The following is a 21,671-nucleotide window of genomic DNA, read 5'->3' as shown; positions in this document are numbered from 1 at the left end:
AACAATTCATTAAATTTAACAAAAAATTTCAAAAATGAGTTTTAAAAAACAACTCCCAAATGTACTAACTTTACTCAACTTATTATCAGGAACAATAGCTGTTTATTTTGCCGTTAAAAATCAACTAGAAATAACGGCTGCTTTTGTTTTTTTAGGTATCTTTTTTGATTTTTTTGACGGATTTGCAGCTCGTTTATTAAAAGTGCAAGGTGAATTAGGAAAACAATTAGATTCTTTAGCTGATGTTGTAACTAGTGGGGTAGTACCGGGAATTATTTTACTTCAACTAATTACGAAGTCTTTGACTAAAGAAAGTTGGGATTTTATTACAAATACAACAGTAAATCATTCAATATGGGATAATTTTACAACTACATTTCTAATTTCAATTATTGGTTTGTTTTATACGTTAGCAGCAGCATATAGACTTGCAAAATTTAATATTGATGAGCGTCAAACAAGTTCTTTTATTGGATTACCAACACCTGCGGCAGCATTGGTAGTAGTTTCACTACCTTTAATTTTAATGTATGCTGATAATGAGTTGATTAATAATTTTGTTAATAATACTTGGTTTTTAATTGGTATAACATTACTGCTTAGTTATTTAATGAATGCAGAAATAGTATTGTTTACATTAAAATTTAAGGAATATACTTGGAAAAATAATAAGTTTAAGTTTCTATTTATACTACTTACAATACTTTTAAGTGTATTTTTTAAATTTATTGCAATACCAATTATTATTTTACTATATGTCCTAATTTCAATATTTTCGAGTTCTAAACAACGGATTTAATTTCTAAATCAATACAGAAACTAAAATATAGATGTTTGAGTTTCCGTGGTAAATAGTTCTAAAAATTTAATTCCCTTGTATGAATTTCCTCGTTTGTTAAGTTTAGGACTCCAAACTGCAATACTGTATTTATTAGGATAAATAGCAACAATTCCACCACCAACACCGCTTTTTCCAGGTAAACCTACTTTAAAAGAAAATTCACCAGCCTCATCATAAAAGCCACATAATTGCATAATTGCATTAATTCGTTTAGATTTACTTTTACTCAATATTTTTACCTTTGAAAAAGGAGAAGTTCCATAATCTGCAAGAAATAGAAATGTTTTAGAAAGTTCTTGGCAAGTCATTTCAATTGAACATAAATTAAAATAAAAATCCATTACCTCCTCAATTTCATTTTCAATATTACCGTAAGATTTCATCAAGTTTACTAAAGCTGTATTTCTATAACCCGTAGATTTTTCTGAAGCTACAATTCTAGGGCAATAATCAATAGTTGAAATACCAGAAATATTTCTAACAAACGCAATAAACTCTTTTTTAGGTTTTTTTAGATGACTTATTAAGATATCTGAAAGAACTAAGGCACCTGCATTAATTAAAGGGTTTCTTGGAATTCCTAAATCTGTTTCTAATTGAAAAAGAGAATTAAAAGCTGTCCCAGAAGGCTCAACACCAACGCGTTTCCACAACTTTTCATTTTCAAGGTTATAAGCAAGTGCTAAGGCTAAAACTTTTGCAATACTTTGAATTGAAAATTTCTCGTTAGCATCTCCAAAACTGAAATTTTTAGTAGTAACTGTTGTTAGGTGTACTCCAAATTTTGTAGAATTAACGTTACTTAATTCTGGTATATAGCTTGCTACTTTTCCACTGTCAGTATTTTCTATTTTTTTATAAATTTCAGAAAATATGTTATTATAATTCATAGTTTGTAGTGAATTATTTAAATTTCTTTTTCTTCAATTCAAAATCTTTACCTAAATAAACCCGCCTAACTGTTTCGTCTTCAGCTAATTCTTGCGGAGTTCCCTCTTTTAAAATACCTCCTTCAAACATTAAATATGTTTTATCGGTTATAGCCAATGTTTCTTGTACATTATGATCCGTAATTAAAATACCAATATTTCTGTCCTTTAAATGTGCTACAATGCTTTGAATATCTTCTACAGCTATTGGATCAACACCCGCAAAAGGCTCATCTAATAAAATAAATTTAGGGTCTGAAGCCAACGCACGAGCAATTTCTGTTCTTCTTCTTTCTCCTCCCGACAATAAATCTCCTCTATTTTTTCGAACATGTCCTAAACTAAATTCATCAATTAACGATTCTAATTTCTCTTTTTGTTCGGCTTTTGAAAGATTGGTAAATTGTAAAACGGATAAAATATTATCTTCAACCGATAATTTTCTAAAAACAGAAGCTTCTTGCGCCAAATACCCAACTCCTTGTTGAGCTCTTTTATACATAGGAAAATCGGTAATTCTTTCTCCGTCCAAATATATCTCTCCTTCATTGGGTTTAATCATACCAACAATCATATAAAATGAAGTTGTTTTTCCTGCTCCATTTGGGCCTAAAAGTCCCACTATTTGACCTTGTTCAACCTCTAATGAAATCCCTTTAACCACATATCTACTACCGTATTTTTTTTTAATATTTTCAGCTCTTAAAATCACTTGTTTTTAATTTAATTGTTAAATCGCAGTATTTTTATGAATACTATTTTGTGCTAACTCTTCCCAAAATTCATAGGCTCTACGTAAATGAGGAATCACAATTGTACCACCAACCAACGTGGCAATAGAGAGTGTTTCCATAATTTCTTCTTTTGTTACACCTTCTTTAAAAGAAGTTTCTAAGTGGTATTTAATACAATCATCACAGCGTAATACAGCAGAAGCTACTAAACCTAATAACTCTTTTGTTTTGACATCTAAATGTCCTTTGTTATATGCGTTTGTATCTAAGTTGAAGATTCTTTTTATAACTTTATTATTTTCAGCCAAAATTTTAGCATTCATTTTTAAACGATACGCATTAAAATCTTCTATTTGATTCGACATTTTATTTTTTATTTTTAAGTTCGCGCTTAATTACAACCCTTGATATAAATATACTTACTTGGTATAATAACATTATTGGTATTGCTACAATAATTTGACTAATAATATCTGGAGGAGTAATAACAGCCGCCAAAATTAACACTACAACAAGTGCATGTTTTCTGTATTTTTTCAAGAAATCGGGTGTTATTAACCCCATTTTTGTTAAAAAATACATAATTATAGGTAATTCAAATATTAAACCTGAAGCTAATACAGATGAGCGAACCAATGAAATATATGAACCAATTTTAATGTTACGTTCAACAATGTCGCTAATAGAATAATTCCCCAGAAAATTTACTGAAAGAGGTGTAACTACATAATATCCAAATAATATTCCAATAAAAAATAAGAATGAAGAAATTATAATAAATGTTTTTGCTCCTTTGCGTTCTTTGTCATAAAGACCGGGGCTAATAAATCTCCAAAATTCCCATATTACAAAAGGAAAAGCGATGATAAAACCCGCAGTAATAGATGTCCAAATATGAACACTAAATTGTTCAGCCATGGCTAAACTTTGAAAAGTAAAGGGCATTTCTGTTAAACAAAAGGCATCACCGCCAAAAAATTGTGAAATTTTACAGAAAAATTGATAGGTAAAAAAATCTGGATTTTTTGGTGCAAATATGATGGTGTTAAATATAAAATCTTTCATAAAAAAGGCAACAAAAGAAAAAACCAATATTATAAGTGATGAGCGTACCAAATGCCATCTCAATTCTTCAACATGGTCTAAAAAGGACATGTCTTTACCTTCTTTTTTAATTTTTTTATTCATACTTAAAATATACCTTCTTTTAACAAGTCATGCAAATGTACAACACCAACATAATTCGAATCTTTTTCAACTAAAATTTGAGTAATATTATTATTTTCCATAGTTTCTAAAGCTTTAATTGCCATAGCATCAACTTTAATAGTCTTTGGTTTTTTACTCATTATATCTTTCGCAATTAAGTAACTAATATCTGAATTGTTTTTTAGCATTCGTCTTAAATCTCCATCTGTTATAATTCCAACAATTTTATTGTTTTCAATAACAGCTGTACAACCCAAACGCTTTTTAGATATTTCAATAATAACATCTTTAATAGGAGTGGTTAAAATTACTTGTGGAATTTCATTCTTTTCAATTAAATCGCGTACTCTTAAATATAATTTTTTACCCAATGCGCCTCCAGGATGATATTTAGCAAAATCATTACTTGAAAAATTATTTAACTCTAATAAACATACAGCCAAAGCATCTCCTATTACAACTTGTGCCGTAGTGCTAGTTGTTGGAGCTAAATTATTTGGACAAGCTTCTTTTTTAACATATGAACTTATTGTAAAATGAGCATTAATTCCCAAAAATGACTGCGTGTTGCCTGTTATTGCAATAATTTTGTTGCCATAATTTTTAATTAAGGGTACTAAAACTTTAATTTCTGGAGTATTTCCACTTTTAGAAATACAAATAACAACGTCATTTTTTTGAATAATTCCCAAATCGCCATGTATTGCATCAGCTGCGTGCATAAAAATTGCTGGTGTACCTGTAGAATTAAATGTTGCAACAATTTTAGAAGCAATATGAGCACTTTTACCTATACCTGTTACAATAACCCTTCCTTTAGAATTATGTATAAAGTTTACTGCATTTTTGAAATCATCATTTAAAAAATTAACTAAATTCGCAATCGCTTCGCTTTCAGCTAAAATTGTAAGCTTTGCATTTTCTAGTATTCTATTTTTATTTTTCAAAGATTAGGTTTTTGAATTAAAAAAATGTTTTATCTTAGTAACTAGCAAAAATAAATTTATTTAATTAGAAATTGAATAAACAAGTAAAAAATAAAAATCAAATTTATGTTTTTTAATTTAAAGATTTTTAAATTTGATATGTAATTTAAAAAAATAGAATGAACGGTAAAGATATAGATTTACATGAGGCTTTAAAAAAGTACTTTGGATTTGATAAATTTAAAGGACTACAAGAAGATGTTGTAAAAAGTATATTAAAAGGAAATGATACTTTTGTTATAATGCCCACTGGAGGTGGAAAATCTCTTTGCTACCAGCTACCCGCTTTAATGAAAGAGGGTACAGCTATTGTTGTTTCACCATTAATAGCATTAATGAAAAATCAAGTTGATGCAATAAGAGGGATCTCCTCGGAATATGGAATAGCTCACGTGTTAAACTCTTCATTAAATAAAACCGACGTAGCACAAGTTAAAAGTGATATAGAAAAAGGAATTACCAAATTGTTGTATGTAGCTCCAGAATCATTAATAAAAGAGGAATACATTGATTTTTTACAAAAACAAACTATTTCATTTGTTGCAATTGATGAAGCACACTGTATTTCAGAATGGGGACATGACTTTAGACCAGAATACAGGAACCTTAAAAATATTATTGAAAAAATTGATGACGTTCCTATTATTGGGTTAACAGCTACCGCAACTGAAAAGGTGCAAGAAGACATTTTGAAAACACTTGGAATGTCTAAAGCAAAAACGTTTAAAGCATCTTTTAATCGTCCTAATTTATTTTATGATGTTCGCCCAAAAACTAAAAATATCAATGGTGATATTATTCGGTTTATTCGCCAGCATGCTAATAAATCAGGTATTATTTATTGCCTTAGCAGAAAAAAAGTAGAAGAAATTGCTCAAGTTTTGCAAGTTAATGGTGTAAAAGCAGTTCCTTATCATGCTGGATTGGATAGCAAAACAAGAGTGAAACATCAAGATATGTTTTTAATGGAAGATGTAGATGTTGTAGTAGCAACAATTGCATTTGGAATGGGAATTGATAAACCTGATGTTCGGTTTGTAATTCACCATGATATTCCCAAAAGTTTAGAAAGTTATTATCAAGAAACGGGTAGAGCAGGCCGTGATGGCGGTGAAGGCTATTGTTTGGCTTATTATGCTTATAAAGATATTGAAAAATTAGAGAAATTTTTATCAGGAAAACCAATTGCTGAACAAGAAATAGGAAATGCTCTGTTGCAAGAAGTTGTAGGATATGCAGAAACCTCTATGTCTCGTAGAAAATATTTATTACATTATTTTGGAGAAGATTTTGATGAAGTTAACGGCTTAGGTGCCAATATGGATGATAATGTTGTGAACCCTAAGAAAAAACATGAAGCTAACAAGGATTTAAAAATATTACTGGAAGTAGTAAAAAAAACAAACCAAAAATATAAAGCAAAAGAACTAGTTAATACTTTAATTGGGAAAGTAAATGCTTTATTAAAGTCTCATAAAACAGACAATCAACCTTTTTTTGGTTGTGGAAAAAATCAAACCGACAAATATTGGATGGCTTTAATTAGACAAGCACTAGTTGCCGGATTTATTAGAAAAGAAATTGAAGAATATGGTGTAATTAAAATTACTGAAAAAGGGTTGAAATACATAGAAAATCCTACATCTTTTATGATGACTGAAGATCATATTTATGATGAAAATGACGATTCAAGTATTATAACCAATACTAAAAGTAACTCAGCAGCTGCAGATGAAGTTTTAGTAAAACTATTGAAAAATTTACAAAAATCAGTTGCTAAAAAAAATGGTGTTCCTCCATACGCTGTATTTCAAGAGCCTTCATTGGATGATATGGCTTTAAAATACCCTATTACAATTGATGAATTAAAAAATATTTATGGAGTTGGAGAAGGGAAAGCTAAAAAATTTGGTAAGCCTTTTGTTGAGTTAATTTCAAAGTATGTTAAAGAAAATGATATTTTACGTCCTGATGATTTTGTTGTTAAAAGTACAGGTGTAAACTCTGGATTAAAATTATATATCATTCAAAATACCGATAGAAAGATTCCTTTGATGGATATTGCCAAGTCAAAAGGACTCAAATTTGACGAGTTAATTGAAGAAATGCAACGAATTGTATACAGTGGTACAAAATTAAATATTGATTATTGTATTAATGAAATGCTTGATGAGGAGCAACAAGAAGAAATTTTCGACTATTTTATGGAATCCGAAAGTGATAAAATTCAAGATGCAATGGATGAGTTTGATGGCGATTATGACGATGAAGAATTGCGTTTAATGCGTATAAAATTTATAAGTCAGGTTGCTAATTAAATAAAAATTATACTAAATAGGCCACAAACATTCCAATTAATATAGCAATAAATTTAAAAAGGTTAAATGTGTGATCTTTTGAAGACTCAAATAGTATAATTGTTGAAATATGTAAAAATATTCCAATAATAATGGCTGTGATTTCAGTTTTATAAATTGTTAAAAAATGAAAATTTTCACCTGCTAAACTTCCTAATGGAGACATCAATGAAAATAGTAACAAAAATGCGATTGCATTAAATTTTGGAATGTTTGAATTTACAAAAAAAGTTCCAAGTATTATAGATATAGGTATTTTATGAACAACAATAGCCCATAGTAAACGCTCATGATGAAGATTATGAGCTAAAGGAATACCTTCCATAAAAGCATGAATACTTAAACTTATAAATAAAGCCCAAGGAAAAATGGTATTCTTTTTTTCATGAATATGACCATGTTCTGCTCCTTTTGAAAAAAAATCTAAAATGAGCTGTAATAGCAACCCAATAAGTATAAATAATCCAACATTAACCTCTTTAGTTGTATAAACTTCAGGTAATAGATGAAGAATGGAGATAGAGAGTAAATAAGCTCCACTAAAAGCTAATAACAATTGAATAGTCTTGTTATTTGGTTTTAAACCAAAAACAATTGCAAGCCCCACTAAAACTGATAATATAAGAGCAATGTATGTCATTCTAAAACTAAAATTAAACGATCTGAATTTTTCTGATTAAATTTCTCTAATTGATAATTCCCAAAAATATGTTTTATTTCAAAATTAACAGCCTTTAAATATTTTTTAATTTTTGGGAGGTCTAAAATTTTAACTTTTTCAAAGTACGTATGATGGTCGCCTTCTGAGTTAAAGTTAATTTCTTTAACAATAAACCCATTTTGTATGTATCTTTTTATTTCAAAAGTAATTCCTTCAATGGTTTGGATTTCTTCAGAAACTAAATTTGAGATAACTTTCTCTACATTCATAAAATCTATAACAGCGTTTCCAGTAGGTTTTAACCCGTTTTTTATATGTTGAAGTACCGCTATATCTTCATTGTCATCTTCAAAAAAACCAAAACTTGTAAATAAATTAAAAATGGCATTATAGGTAGATGTAAGTGGGGTACGCATATCGTGCTCCATAAATTTTAACGATTCATTTTCAAATTGTTTAGCATATTCAATACTGTTTTTAGATAAATCAGCTCCAACAACATGAAAACCCAATGCGTTTAAATAAATTGCATGACGCCCTTTTCCACATCCTAAATCTAACAATATATCATCTTTTTTTAAATTTAAAACGGTTGTAATGTTCTGTATAAATTTCTGAGCTTCAGAATAATCTCTGTGAGCATATAGAATATGATAATATCTCGTGTTAAACCACGATTCAAACCAATCTTTATTTTTATTCATAATTTTTTTGACTGCTAACAAAAATACTAAATTGTTTTTAGTTATAATATCAGTTTTAAAGAAGTTTATACTTTTAAAGTTAGAGCACGTACTTAATAGCAAATCTTTCAGTAAATTTGCAAAAATTAAAAAAATGAATCGAGATTTTAGAATGGTTGCTACTACCATGTTTGGGTTTGAAGAATTATTGGTAACGGAGCTTAAAAATTTAGGAGCTCAAGATATTGAAGCAGGTGTTAGAAGTGTGTCTTTCAAAGGTGATAAGGGTTTTATGTATAAGGCAAATTTAGCTTTACGTACAGCGATTAGGATACTAAAACCTATTAAGCGTTTTAGAGTTGCAGATGAAGATGATTTATATAAAAAACTAATGAAAATTGAATGGGAGAACTACTTGAGTGTTGATAGTACTTTTTCAATAGGAGCCGTAGTAAATTCTAATAATTTCACAACGAACTCCCATTATATTTCATTAAAATCTAAAGATGCAATTGCAGATTATTTTAGAAATAAATATCATAAAAGACCCAATGTAGATGTTAAACACCCTGATCTTAAAATACATGTGCATATACAAAAAGATTTTTGCTCAGTTTCTTTAGATAGTTCTGGTGATTCTTTGCATAAACGTGGATATAGAAGTTCTACCAACATTGCACCAATTAATGAAGTTTTAGCTGCTGGTTTGGTGTTGCTTTCGGGTTATACAGGAGATTGTAATTTTATTGATCCAATGTGTGGTTCAGGAACTATTTTAATTGAAGCAGCTATGATTGCAAATAATATTCCTGCAAATATTAATAGAAAAGAATTTGGTTTTGAAAAATGGATAGATTACGATGAAGATTTATTCTTTATAATTCAAGATTCTTTATTGAAAAAAATACGGAGTTCTCATTTTAAAATTATGGGATTTGATAAGGCACCCTCAGCAATAAGAAAAGCAAAAGAAAATATTGAAAATGCCAACTTAGAAGAATTTATTGGTGTACATCATGTAAATTTCTTTAATTCAATGAAGGAAGTATTTGGGCAAACAATTATTTTATTCAATCCTCCTTATGGAGAACGATTAAATATTGATGTTCAAGAGTTTTATAAAAAAATAGGAGATACGCTTAAGCAAGGTTATCCAGATTCTACAGTGTGGTTTATTACATCAGATTTTGAAGCCTTGAAATACGTTGGTTTAAGAACTTCAAGAAAAATCCCTGTTAAAAATGGCGATTTGAATTGTAAATTTGTACGGTATGACATGTATGCAGGCAGTAAAAAAGCAAAAAAGAAAACACCAAAAGAGGAAGAAGATTTGTAATTAAAAGTTACGTTATTAGGCACTATCCTGAAAAGGTGTAAGTTAAAAATAACTTGGGTTAGGTTTTAATTAAAGTCTGACCCTTTTTTTTAGATATGGTTAAGAACCTGTTCCGTTTAATAATATTTTATTTTGTTAATATTTCTTTAAAAAACACACAATGGGTAAATGGTGTTTTTAACAAAAAGAGGCTGTCTGAAAAGCAATTATACTTGTCATTTTGAACAAAGTGAAAAATCTCAACATCTTGATATGTAAGTGTTTAATTTCAAGGAGATTCTTCATTTACATTCAGAATGACACTTTTTAGACAGCCTCTTTTTATTAAAACTAACTCATTCAATATATTAACTTCTTCTTTTTCTTGTGTTTTCAACCCTGTTACTTCTTTCTTTACGCATAGGGTTTCTGTTTTTATTTGTTATAGTTTTAGTTCTTTCTAGAGTTCTAATAGGTTTACTTTTTACACTATTCTTTCTGTATTTATTTTGAAAAATTACAGCTCTTTTATTTTTCGTAACTGTACTTTTTCTTTCTTGAACTCTAACAGGTTTACGGTTTTGTTGTACAACTCTTTCTGAATTTCGAGTTGATCTTTTTATATTTCTTGCTCTATTAGTAATAGCACGTGTATTTCTAGTTGTTTTTGTAACAGCTGTATTTCTTTTAATACCGCTATTAAAATTACTGTTACGTGTATTTCTAATTGTTCTGTTAGAAGAAGTATAGCTTCTGGTGTTATTTCTTCGAGTGTTGTTATTATAGCTGTTATTTTTTCGCTTGGGAATTCTATTAGTAGCTATACGTTTTCTAGTATTATAACCATTTCGTTTATAGTTTTTTCTAGAATATGTATTTCTTGAGTGATCTCTATAATATCTATACCTATTTGGGTTGTAATGGCTTCTATAAGGTTTGTAACTTACAACTCTAAATTCAAAAAGAGGTCTTGAAAAGTAATTGTGATACGGGTGATATGAATAAGTACGATTGTAATTATTTATATATCCAGTATAGTAAGAGTAATATCCATAATTATCATAATGAACAAACATTCCACCTAATCTGGCTAACCTTCCATATTGGTAACTAAGGTTTATGTTTCCAATGCGATGAACTCTACCGTAATAATCATAATAAATAGGAATGTCTTCTACTTGAATAATAGCACCATAAGCATCATATTGCACATAGGCATCATAATTGTAGCCTGAATTAAAACTAATGTTCACATTTCTATTGCGATAACCTATTTGAAAATCATTTCTTGGATTAATGTAAAAATCAAATTCTCCATTTTGAAAAACTGAAAATGTAACACCTCGTTCAACAAAAGTGAATGAATCTCCATAACTATTATTATAAAGATTGTGTTTTAATGTATTTGTAGTTGCAAAAGCACCTAAACTAACAAATACAAACGTTACGAATATTAATATCTTGTTTCTCATAATAAATAGTTTAAAGGTTCATACTTCATTTTGTTGTGAGTGACTCACATTACTTTTAAATACAAACAGTATGCCAAAAACAAATGCCCAAAATATTGGGCATCTATAATCATATCTATTTTTTATGCTAAGCTTATATGGTTTCAGGTATTTTTGCTGTTAATGAATTTAAAAACTGTACCAAAGCATTTAATTCTTTTTCTGAAAAATCTTTATTCAATTGTATTTTAGCCATTATTGAAACTGCTTCTTTTAAATCTTTAATACTACCATCATGAAAATATGGATATGTTTTTTCTATATTTCTTAATGAGGGAGATTTGAAGATATACTTATCATTTTCATTTTTTGTAACATCAAATTTACCATTATCAATTTTTTTACTTTTAGTATATTTCCAATAGTCATCATAAATTCCAAATTTTTGAAAAATTTTCCCGCCAATTGCATTGCCGGAATGGCAAGCAACACAACCTTTATCTATAAATAATTGTAAACCTTCTTTTTCTTCAGTTGTAAGAGCCGATAAATCACCTTTAATAAATTCATCAAATCGTGAAGGCGTTATTAGTGTTCTCTCAAATGCTCCAATTGCTTTCTCAATATTTTTATAGGTAATAGGCTCTTTATCATTAGGAAATACTTTGGCAAATAACTTGTTGTATTCGTCAATCTTTGAAAGTCGTTTCACAACAACTTTTTCACTAGGCATAGCCATTTCAACTGGATTTAAAATTGGACCACCTGCTTGTGCTTCAACATCAGGTTCTCTACCATCCCAAAACTGTGCTACATGAAGCGCTGCATTAAAAACTGTAGGTGAGTTTCTTGTGCCAAAACCTCCATTATTACCGGGTGAAGTACTTAAATTGTCAACACCATAAGTTTTTAAATTATGACAAGTATTGCAACTCTGAGTATTATCTTTAGACAATCTTTTATCTAAAAAAAGCTTTTTTCCCAAAGCTACTTTTTTTTTGGTTAATGGGTTATCCTTACTTTTTGCTGAAGTTGGCAATACTCCAAACATTGATGAAGCTGTTTTTTGTAACGCAACATATGCCGAATTATCTTCAACCTTAGGTTGTTTTTCTTTTTTGTTAGTTGTGCAACTAAAAACGCTTGTTATTAGTATAGTTAGTAATAAAAATTTTCTCATAAGTGTATTGATTTAAATTAAAAACAAAATTATTTTAAATTGAAGACATCATACGTAACATTAATTACCATTTTTATATAATTTTGATTTGATTTGAATACTTTTACTTTTTAATAATTTTTAGACGCTTTGAACTATTTTATAAATGTTATTTTACCAATACCACTTCAAAAGTTATTTACCTATAAAATAACTGAGGCAGAAGCTACTTTTTTAAGTAAAGGAATGCGTGTTGCTGTAGAATTTGGCAAATCAAAAGTATACACAGCTTTGGTATACAAAATTCATAATGAACCACCAATTGGCTATGAAGCTAAAGATATTCATCAAATTTTAGATGAAACTCCAATAGTAAATGAATTTCAATTGAAACATTGGGAATGGATTGCCAATTATTACATGTGTTCTTTAGGAGAAGTTTACAGAGCTGCAATGCCTTCTGCATTTTTACTTGAAAGTGAAACAGAAATTAAATTGGTTCAAAGCTTTTCAAATGAAGAAATACTTTCTAGTGATGAATTTCTAATTTTTGAAGCTTTACAACACCAGTCTCGACTCTCTATTCAACAAATAATTGAGATTTTAGGTAAAAAATCTATATTTCCTATTATTAAACGTTTAATTGAAAAAAATGTAATTACGGTAAAAGAGCAAATTTATGAACAATACAAACCAAAACTAATAAAATACATTCATTTAAAAGAGGAGTGGAGTACAGATAGTAAGTTAAATGATTTATTAGAAAGTTTGAGTAGAGCAAAAAAACAACGCGATGTTGTTTTAACTTATTTTCAACTGAAGGCAACTAAAAAACCAATTGAAGTTTCCCAACTTCAAAAAAAATCAAATTGTTCAACAGCAGTTATAAAATCACTGATTGATAAGGGTGTTTTTGAGTATTATTTTATTCAGACAGACAGGATTAATTTCACAGGGAATTCTTCAGAAATAAAAGAATTAACGGAGCATCAACAAATTGCATATACTACCATTAAAGAAAATTTTAAAACCAAACAAACAGTTTTATTAAAAGGGATTACAAGTAGTGGAAAAACAGAAATTTATGTTAAGTTAATTAAAGCTTTACTTAAAAACAACAAGCAGGTATTATACTTGCTGCCTGAGATTGCTTTAACCACGCAACTAATAGAAAGGTTACAATATTATTTTGGAGAATATTTATCGGTTTTCCACTCTAAATACTCCATGAATGAACGTGTTGAAGTTTGGAATAATGTTATAGCTAACAAACAAAAAGCCCAGCTAATTTTGGGGGCTCGTTCTTCATTGTTTTTACCTTTTTCTAGTTTAGAATTGATTATTGTTGATGAAGAGCATGAACCGTCTTTTAAGCAATATGACCCTGCTCCAAGATACCATGCTAGAGATGCTTCAATAGTTTTAGCAAAAATGCATAGCGCAAAAGTACTTCTTGGCTCTGCAACACCTTCTATTGAAAGTTACTACAATGCACAACAGGGTAAATATGGGTTTGTTGAATTAAATAGACGCTTTGGAAATGTATTATTACCTGAAATTGAACTGGTAAATATTAAAGAGAAGCATCGAAAGAAAAGGATGAAAGGTCATTTCTCTGATCGTTTAATAGAGATGATTACAGAAGCTATCGAAAATAAAGAACAAGTTATTTTATTTCAAAATAGGAGAGGTTATGCGCCTATTGTAGAGTGTGATACTTGCGGTGTTTCGCCTCAATGTCCACAATGTGATGTGAGTTTAACATTTCATAGCTATAAAAAAGAATTGCGTTGCCATTATTGTGGCTATCGCCAATCTATGCTGCACAATTGTAGCGCTTGCGGAAGTGAAAAATTAAACACCAAAGGTTTTGGTACCGAGCAAATTGAGATAGAGCTAGAAGAACTATTTCCAACTGCTAAAATTGGAAGAATGGATTTAGATACAACGCGTGGAAAATATGGATATCAAAAAATATTAGGTAAATTTCAAGCTCAAGAAATTGATGTTTTGGTTGGTACACAAATGCTTTCTAAGGGGTTAGATTTTGCAAACGTATCCTTAGTAGGTATCTTAAATGCTGACAATATGCTGAATTTCCCTGATTTTAGAGCTCATGAGAGAAGTTATCAATTAATGGTACAAGTTTCAGGTAGAGCAGGACGAGTTAAAAAAAGGGGAAAAGTAGCCATACAAACCTTCAACCCATTTCATCAAATATTACAACAAGTTTCTACTAATTCTTATGAAGAAATGTATAAAGAACAATTAGATGAGCGTTGGCAATATCATTATCCTCCATTTTTTAGATTGATAAAAATAACATTACGACACAAAGATTTTAATAGGGTAGATGAAGCTGCAAACTGGCTAGGTAAATCGTTAACGGCTATTTTTAAAGAAAATGTTTTAGGCCCTTCAATACCATCTATCTCTAGAATAAGAAATTATTATATTAGAACATTAATTGTGAAAATTCCTCAAAAACATTCTTTAATTGTCACTAAAAAAAACATATTACGTGTAAAAAATACATTTCAGGCGATCAAAGAATTTCGGTCTATCCGGTTTAATATTGATGTAGACAATTATTAACAATATTTTCCTTAATTTACACTTGTTGAGTAAGATTTATATTGTATATTTGCACGCTTAAAAGTAAAACTTAAATATTAATTATGAATCATTACGAAACTGTTTTCATTTTGAATCCCGTTTTATCTGATACTCAGATAAAGGAAACAGTACAGAAGTTCGAGGACTATCTTGTTTCCAAAGGTGCCGAAATGATATCAAAGGAAGATTGGGGGCTGAAAAAATTAGCCTATACAATCCAAAATAAAAAAAGTGGTTTTTATCACTTATTTGAATACAAAGTTGATGGAGAAGCAATTACTCCATTTGAACTTGAATTTAGGAGAGATGATAGCGTTATGCGTTATTTAACTGTAAAGTTAGATAAACATGCTATTGCTTGGGCTGAAAAAAGAAGAGAAAGAAATAAAGCATTCAAAAAATAAGAGTTATGTCTATAGAACAACAATCAAAAGCAGGAAAACAAGGTGATGTTCGTTACCTAACTCCATTAGATATTGACACTAAACAAGTAAAAAAATACTGTCGTTTCAAAAAGAATGGTATCAAGTATATTGATTATAAAGATGCTAAATTCTTATTGTATTTAGTTAATGAACAAGGTAAAATTTTACCTCGTCGTTTAACAGGAACTTCATTAAAATATCAACGTAAAGTATCTGTCGCTATTAAAAGAGCGCGTCATTTGGCTTTAATGCCTTATGTTGCAGATATGCTAAAATAAGAGGTAGGAATTATGGAAATTATATTAAAACAAGACGTTGAAAACTTAGGTTTTAAAGATGATGTTGTAACTGTGAAAAACGGTTATGGTCGTAACTATTTAATACCTCATGGATTTGCTGTATTGGCAACAACTTCAGCGAAAAAAGTACTTGCAGAAACATTAAAGCAACGCGCCTTTAAAGAAGAAAAACTAATAAAAGATGCAACTAAAATTGCTGAAGCTATTAAAGTTTTGGAAATTAAGATTACTGCAAAAACAGGTGATGGCTCTAAGTTATTTGGATCAATAAATAATAGTAATGTAGCAGAAGCTTTGGCAACAGCAGGACAAGATGTTGACAAAAAATTTATTAAAGTTGAAGGTGGAAACATTAAAAGACTTGGTAAATACAACACTATAATTAGGTTGCACAGAGCTGTAATTGTAGAAATACCAATTGAAATTATTGCAGAAGCAAACTAAAATTAGATAATTTAAATTTATAAAGCTCACTTTAAAAAGTGAGCTTTTTTTTTGTGTAATAAATATAGCTGTTAATTCCCCGAAGCATTCCTAAATTTACCAGATACATTTAAAATTTCAATCATGAAAAAAATCACCCTATTGTTAATATTGCTGATTACCATTTTATCATGTAATCAAAAGAAAGAAAATACTCCAATGGAAAATAACCTAACGAACAATCCATTTTTAAAAGAAAGTACTTTACCATATTCTGTTCCTAATTTTACTGAAATAAAAAATGAGCATTTTAAGCCTGCATATATTGAAGCCTTAAGACAACAAACAGATGCTGTAAATTCAATTGTAAAAAATAATGAGGAAGCAACTTTTAAAAATACAATTCTTGCTCTAGAAAAAAGTAAAGAGATGTTAGATAGAGTTAATAATGTATTTAATGCTTTAACAGCAGCAAATACTAATGATTTACTAAAAAAAGTGCAATCTGAAACTGCTCCATTGTTGGCAAAACATTTTGATGAAATATACTTAAATGACTCCTTATTTTCAAAAGTTAAATATATTTATGCTAAACGTAATAAATTAAAATTAGATTCGGAATCTTTAAAATTAGTAGAATATTATTATAAAAAATTCACGATTGCTGGAGCCAATTTAACAGAAGACAATAAAATAAAACTTAGAGATATTAATGAGCAATTAGCCTCACTTAGCACAACATTTAATCAAACGTTATTAGAAGCAAATAAAGCTGCAACTATTGAAATTCATGATATACGTAAATTGGATGGATTTTCAGAAACTCAAATTGCCAACATTAAAGATAAAACGAAAGAAAATACTTGGCTGTTAACTATTACAAATACAACGCAACAATCCCAGTTACAATATTTAAAAAATAGAGATGTTAGAAAACAATTATTTGAAGCAGGGTGGAATAGAACCAATGGAAGGAAGTATAGTACAAAAGAATTGGTAAAAAAAATGGTTGAGTTACGTGCTCAAAAAGCAACACTATTGGGGTTTAACAATTTTGCTTCTTGGCAATTGCAAAATACAATGGCAAAAAAGCCTCAAGCAGTATTAGATTTATTTGCAAAATTGGTTCCTGCAGCAACTTCAAAAGCACGAAAAGAAGCTGCTATAATTCAAAAAATGATAGAAAAACAAGGAGAAACGTTCAAATTAGAACCTTGGGATTGGAATTTTTATGCTGAAAAGGTAAGAAAAGAGAAATATGATTTAGATGAAAATGAAATTAAACCATATTTTGAGTTACATACCGTTTTAGAAAAAGGTGTTTTTTATGCTGCTAAAAAATTGTATGGAATTACTTTCAAAAAACGTACTGATATTCCAACATATCAAAAAGATGTTATTACGTATGAATTATTTAATGAAGATGGTAGTACGCTAGGATTATTTTATGCAGATTATTATGCAAGACCTTCTAAAAGCGGTGGAGCTTGGATGGATAATTTTGTTACACAATCTACATTGTACAACAAAAAACCAGTTATTTATAATGTTATGAATATTGCTAAACCTGCTGAAGGAGAACCAACTTTATTGAATTTTGATGAAGTTGAAACAATGTTTCACGAATTTGGACATGCTTTACACGGCTTTTTCGCAAATCAACATTATCCTAGTTTATCTGGTACATCTGTGGCAAGAGACTTTGTTGAGTTCCCCTCTCAATTTAATGAGAACTGGGCATTATATCCTGAAATTTTAAAAAATTATGCCTTGAATTATAAAAACGGAAATAAAATACCTAATAAATTAATTGATAAAATAAAAAATGCAAGTACTTTTAATCAAGGTTATAGTATAACAGAAGTATTAGCTGCTTCTAATTTAGATATGCTTTGGCATACTATTACTGCAAATACAAAAATTACCGATGTTAATAAATTTGAAAATGATGCTTTAGAGTCGGTTCATTTGCTACTAAAAGAAGTTCCTACAAGATATCGTTCTACCTATTTTGCTCATATTTTTAGTGGAGGATATTCTGCGGGGTATTATTCTTATTTATGGACAGAGGTATTAAGTCATGATGCGTATGATTATTTTACTGAAAATGGTGGGCTAACTAGAGAAAACGGACAACGATTTAGGGATATGATTCTTTCAAAAGGAAATACATTAGAATTAGAAAAAATGTATAAAGATTTTAGGGGATCATCGCCTAAAATTGAACCTATGATTAAGGCTAGAGGTTTAAATTAAGGAAGTATTTATTTTTCTGTAAAAGTAATTAACACCTTATCGTTAATAAAGTAAGTAAAACTCATGAACTGAGTAATCTTTTTTCTTTATATTTGAAAACAATTAATTATTCTAAACTTAACATTAATTCATATGAAAAAACAATTATTATTTTCTTTACTAATTACTGTATTTTCTGTTGTTGTAGGTTTTTCACAAGTTACAACTTCAAAAATTCAAGGAGTAGTAACCGATGACACTTCAACAGGACTGTACGGTGCAAATGTTATTGCTAAACACATCCCCACGGGAACAGTTGCAGGTACTATGACACTTGAGAGTGGAAGGTATTCACTACCAAATTTACGTGTTGGAGGGCCTTATACAATAACAATTAGCTATATTGGCTTTAAAACAATAGAATATACAGATGTATATTTAGATTTAGGGACTGCATTTGATTTAAGTGTACAAATGGTTCCTGAAAGTGAACAATTACAAGAAGTTGTAATTACTGGAGGAAAAAGTTCAACATTCAATAATAGTAGAACTGGAGCAGAAACAAGTGTAGGGAGAAGAGAACTTACAAAATTACCAACAATTTCTAGATCTGCATCTGATTTTACACGTTTAGATCCTTCTGCTTCTAATGGCTCATTTGGAGGAAGAAATGATCAATTTAATAACTTTACCTTAGATGGCTCAATTTTTAACAATCCGTTTGGATTGGATGCTGCCACACCAGGAGGTCAAACAGGTGCTCAGCCAGTATCACTAGATGCAATTGAACAAATCTCTGTTTCAACAGCTCCTTATGATGTTACATTATCAGGTTTTACAGGTGCTTCGGTTAATGCCGTAACTAAAAGTGGTACTAACACCGTATCTGGAACGGTATATGGTTTTTTTAGAAATCAAGACCTAACAGGAAGTAAAATTAAAGGAGAAAGTATATTTGTTCCAAAATTAGAGCAAACACAATATGGTTTTAGTGTTGGAGCGCCAATTGTAAAAGATAAATTATTTGTTTTTGTTAATTTTGAAAAAGATGAAAGAACAGATTTAGGACAATCTTGGTTACCTAATACGGGTTCTGGAGCTATCAATGAATCGAGAGTATTAGAATCAGACTTACAAGAAGTCCAAGCTGCTTTAGCAGGCATAGGATATGATACTGGTGCTTATGAAGGGTTTACACATGCTTCAAATAGCACAAAAGGTCTTTTAAAACTAGATTGGAATATCAATGAAAATAATCGTTTGGCATTTATTTATAATTTTTTAAATGCATCGAGAGATTTAACAGCACATCCAACAGCTTTAGGTTTTAGAGGCCCTAGCTCACAAATTTTACAATTTGAAAATTCAGGATACCAAATTAATAATAATATCCAATCGTTTTTAGTAGAATTAAATTCTACTTTAGCTGATAATGTAACTAATAAATTTCAAGTTGGATATACTCATTTTGATGACTTTAGAGTACCTAAATCTTCTCCAATGCCAGCTTTTAGAATACAAGATGGAAGTGGAGGGAATTATATAGTTGCTGGGCATGAGCCTTTTTCAATTAATAATAAATTAGACCAAAAAGTATTTCAGTTAACAAATAATTTAAACATAAGTAAAGGAGATCATAATTATACATTAGGCTTTTCATTCGAGAAGTTTCAATTTGATAATTCTTTTAATTTAGGAGTTTATGGATTTGGAGATTCAAGAGGTTATGTAGGTGCATTTTTTGGAGACTTTGCTGATATGGATGCTTTCCGTGCAGGAATTGCAAATGGATTGTTAGCTGATGCTATGGCAAATGCTCAAAATGTTTTTGATACCAATAATGCTAATAACTCTTGGGCTTTAGCTGAAACAAACGTTGGTCAAATGGCTTTTTATGCACAAGATGAATGGAATATTAGTGAAGATTTCAGATTGTCTTATGGTGTTCGTTTTGATAAGCCTTTATTTTTTGATTCAAGTAGAAAAGCACAGGATGTTATTGATGATGGAAGTGCGTATTTCCCATTTCTTGAATACACTGATCCCGATACAGGTGACCCTGCTTTCTTTGACTCAACAAAAATGCCTAATAATCAATTCTTAATTTCACCAAGAGTAGGGTTTAACTGGGATGTAAAAGGAGATAAAACGGTTCAATTAAGAGGAGGTACAGGTTTATTTACAGGACGTTTTCCTTTTGTATGGCTAGGAAACCAAATTGGAAATCCTAATTTTTATTTCTATCAAGTTGTTGATCCAGATTTTAAATTTCCTCAGGTTTGGAGAAGTAGTTTAGGATTGGATTATAAATTTGAAAGTGGATTGATAATTTCAACCGATTTAGCTTATACCAAAGATATTAATGGAGCACACGTACAAAACTGGGGCTTAAAAACACCATCTGGATCTTTAGCAGGTGTTGATAATAGACCTATTTATACAATTGCAGATAAAACATTATTACCTTGGGGAGCCCCAACCAACGCTTACGTTTTTACAAATTCTAACAAAGGAAGAACCTTTAATGGAACTATTAAAGCACAACAAACTTTTGAAAATGGATTGTATATTATGGCAGCGTATAATTACTTAAACTCTAAAGATGTAAACTCAATTGAAGCTGAAATTACTGGAGATGCATTTGCTTTTAATCCAGCTTTAGGAAATGTAAATAATGATGTATTAGCATTTTCTAAATACGGTGATACACATAGATTTATTATGGTAACATCTAAAACTTGGCAATACGGAGTTGATGATAAATGGGAAACCTCCATTTCTTCATTTTATGAACTAGCTAGAGGTGGAAGATTTTCTTACACTTATAGTGGTGATATAAATAATGATGGATCTAATTTAAATGATTTAATTTATGTTCCTACTTCAGATGAAATAAACCAAATGCAATTTTCAGGTGCTGGACAAGCAGCTGCATTTGAGCAATTTATTCAACAAGATGATTATTTAAGTGGAAGAAGAGGAAGCTATGCTGAACGTTATGGAGCTTTAGCACCTTGGAGAGGGAAATTAGATATGAAATTTATTCAAGAGCTTAAAGTTGGAGATAAAAATGCAATTCAATTTAGTATTGATATCTTAAATGTTGGAAATTTATTAAATTCAAATTGGGGATTGGTACAACAACCGAATGCTGTACAACCAATTGGGGTTACTGTTGATAACACAGGAACACCAACATATACATTTAACCCTAATTTACAGGATACTTTTGTGTATAATGCTACTTTATTATCTAGATGGCAAATGCAATTTGGATTGCGTTACATTTTCTAAATTTTAAAATTATTATATTTGAACCGCCCAAAATTGGGCGGTTTTTTTTATTTT

18 protein-coding genes are annotated in these 21,671 nt (G+C 29.7%); 9 read left to right on the top strand and 9 right to left on the bottom strand.

Translation table 11 applies throughout. The features are described 5' to 3' along the window. Positions 1–34: 34 nt before the first annotated feature. The gene (locus tag Lupro_RS02210) at positions 35–799 is read left to right on the top strand and encodes a CDP-alcohol phosphatidyltransferase family protein (RefSeq protein WP_068205884.1); all 765 of its coding nucleotides are present in this window, start codon (positions 35–37) and stop codon (positions 797–799) included. 20 nt (positions 800–819) lie between these two features. Here Lupro_RS02210 and Lupro_RS02205 read toward each other — a convergent pair whose 3' ends face one another. Genes Lupro_RS02205 through Lupro_RS02185 form a run of 5 tightly spaced genes read right to left on the bottom strand, consistent with a single transcriptional unit; the run spans position 820 to position 4,660 of the window. Further along, positions 820–1,731 carry a glutaminase gene (locus tag Lupro_RS02205; RefSeq protein WP_068205882.1) on the bottom strand — a complete coding sequence of 304 codons (912 nt, stop codon included), beginning with the start codon at positions 1,729–1,731 and terminating at the stop codon, positions 820–822. Between the two features lie 13 nt (positions 1,732–1,744). Beyond that, positions 1,745–2,482, bottom strand: a complete 738-nt coding sequence (lptB, locus tag Lupro_RS02200) for an LPS export ABC transporter ATP-binding protein (RefSeq protein WP_068205880.1) — start codon at positions 2,480–2,482, stop codon at positions 1,745–1,747. Positions 2,483–2,500: 18 nt separating this feature from the next. Continuing rightward, complete coding sequence (locus tag Lupro_RS02195) at positions 2,501–2,869, bottom strand: carboxymuconolactone decarboxylase family protein (protein WP_068205878.1); 369 nt, start codon at positions 2,867–2,869, stop codon at positions 2,501–2,503. 1 nt (position 2,870) lies between these two features. After that, a complete protein-coding gene (gene tatC / locus Lupro_RS02190) occupies positions 2,871–3,692 on the bottom strand; it encodes a twin-arginine translocase subunit TatC (RefSeq protein ID WP_068205877.1) in 822 nt (273 codons plus the stop codon). Positions 3,693–3,694: 2 nt separating this feature from the next. Continuing rightward, positions 3,695–4,660 (bottom strand): KpsF/GutQ family sugar-phosphate isomerase, encoded by a 966-nt coding sequence (locus Lupro_RS02185; protein WP_068205876.1) that lies wholly within the window; start codon positions 4,658–4,660, stop codon positions 3,695–3,697. Positions 4,661–4,818: 158 nt separating this feature from the next. On the opposite strand from Lupro_RS02185, the gene recQ reads away from it, so the two are divergent. Then, positions 4,819–7,017 (top strand): DNA helicase RecQ, encoded by a 2,199-nt coding sequence (gene recQ, locus Lupro_RS02180; RefSeq protein WP_179945747.1) that lies wholly within the window; start codon positions 4,819–4,821, stop codon positions 7,015–7,017. A 7-nt stretch (positions 7,018–7,024) separates the two neighbouring features. Here the strand turns inward: recQ and Lupro_RS02175 are convergent, their stop codons facing one another. After that, positions 7,025–7,696, bottom strand: a complete 672-nt coding sequence (locus Lupro_RS02175; protein ID WP_068205875.1) for a ZIP family metal transporter — start codon at positions 7,694–7,696, stop codon at positions 7,025–7,027. After that, the gene (locus Lupro_RS02170) at positions 7,693–8,421 is read right to left on the bottom strand and encodes an SAM-dependent methyltransferase (protein ID WP_068211365.1); all 729 of its coding nucleotides are present in this window, start codon (positions 8,419–8,421) and stop codon (positions 7,693–7,695) included. The genes Lupro_RS02175 and Lupro_RS02170 overlap by 4 nt, the downstream gene beginning before the upstream one ends. Before the next feature lie 133 nt (positions 8,422–8,554). Here Lupro_RS02170 and Lupro_RS02165 point away from each other — a divergent pair, with 133 nt between their 5' ends. After that, the gene (locus Lupro_RS02165; protein ID WP_068205874.1) at positions 8,555–9,736 is read left to right on the top strand and encodes a THUMP domain-containing class I SAM-dependent RNA methyltransferase; all 1,182 of its coding nucleotides are present in this window, start codon (positions 8,555–8,557) and stop codon (positions 9,734–9,736) included. A gap of 347 nt (positions 9,737–10,083) precedes the next feature. Here Lupro_RS02165 and Lupro_RS02160 read toward each other — a convergent pair whose 3' ends face one another. Both Lupro_RS02160 and Lupro_RS02155 read right to left on the bottom strand, forming a co-directional pair. Beyond that, complete coding sequence (locus tag Lupro_RS02160) at positions 10,084–11,187, bottom strand: hypothetical protein (protein WP_082703842.1); 1,104 nt, start codon at positions 11,185–11,187, stop codon at positions 10,084–10,086. A 133-nt stretch (positions 11,188–11,320) separates the two neighbouring features. Further along, complete coding sequence (locus Lupro_RS02155; protein WP_068205872.1) at positions 11,321–12,346, bottom strand: cytochrome-c peroxidase; 1,026 nt, start codon at positions 12,344–12,346, stop codon at positions 11,321–11,323. A 129-nt stretch (positions 12,347–12,475) separates the two neighbouring features. Between Lupro_RS02155 and priA the strand changes: the two genes are divergently transcribed. The 6 genes from priA (at position 12,476) to Lupro_RS02125 (ending at position 21,617) form a co-directional block, all read left to right on the top strand. After that, positions 12,476–14,920 (top strand): replication restart helicase PriA, encoded by a 2,445-nt coding sequence (gene priA, locus Lupro_RS02150; protein ID WP_068205871.1) that lies wholly within the window; start codon positions 12,476–12,478, stop codon positions 14,918–14,920. Between the two features lie 83 nt (positions 14,921–15,003). Continuing rightward, positions 15,004–15,345 (top strand): 30S ribosomal protein S6, encoded by a 342-nt coding sequence (rpsF, locus tag Lupro_RS02145; protein ID WP_068205869.1) that lies wholly within the window; start codon positions 15,004–15,006, stop codon positions 15,343–15,345. A gap of 5 nt (positions 15,346–15,350) precedes the next feature. Further along, positions 15,351–15,644, top strand: a complete 294-nt coding sequence (gene rpsR, locus Lupro_RS02140; protein WP_068205867.1) for a 30S ribosomal protein S18 — start codon at positions 15,351–15,353, stop codon at positions 15,642–15,644. Between the two features lie 12 nt (positions 15,645–15,656). Continuing rightward, on the top strand, positions 15,657–16,109 hold the full coding sequence (rplI, locus tag Lupro_RS02135) for a 50S ribosomal protein L9 (RefSeq protein ID WP_068205865.1): 453 nt from the start codon (positions 15,657–15,659) through the stop codon (positions 16,107–16,109). Positions 16,110–16,232: 123 nt separating this feature from the next. Further along, a complete protein-coding gene (locus Lupro_RS02130; RefSeq protein WP_068205863.1) occupies positions 16,233–18,344 on the top strand; it encodes a M3 family metallopeptidase in 2,112 nt (703 codons plus the stop codon). Between the two features lie 132 nt (positions 18,345–18,476). Beyond that, positions 18,477–21,617, top strand: a complete 3,141-nt coding sequence (locus tag Lupro_RS02125; protein WP_068205861.1) for a TonB-dependent receptor — start codon at positions 18,477–18,479, stop codon at positions 21,615–21,617. Positions 21,618–21,671 lie beyond the last annotated feature (54 nt).

This window comes from Lutibacter profundi, assembly GCF_001543325.1.
In the GTDB taxonomy this organism is placed as follows: Bacteria; Bacteroidota; Bacteroidia; order Flavobacteriales; family Flavobacteriaceae; genus Lutibacter; species Lutibacter profundi.
Note: the sequence above shows the minus strand (reverse complement) of the source record. Positions and strands in the feature narration are given on the sequence as shown.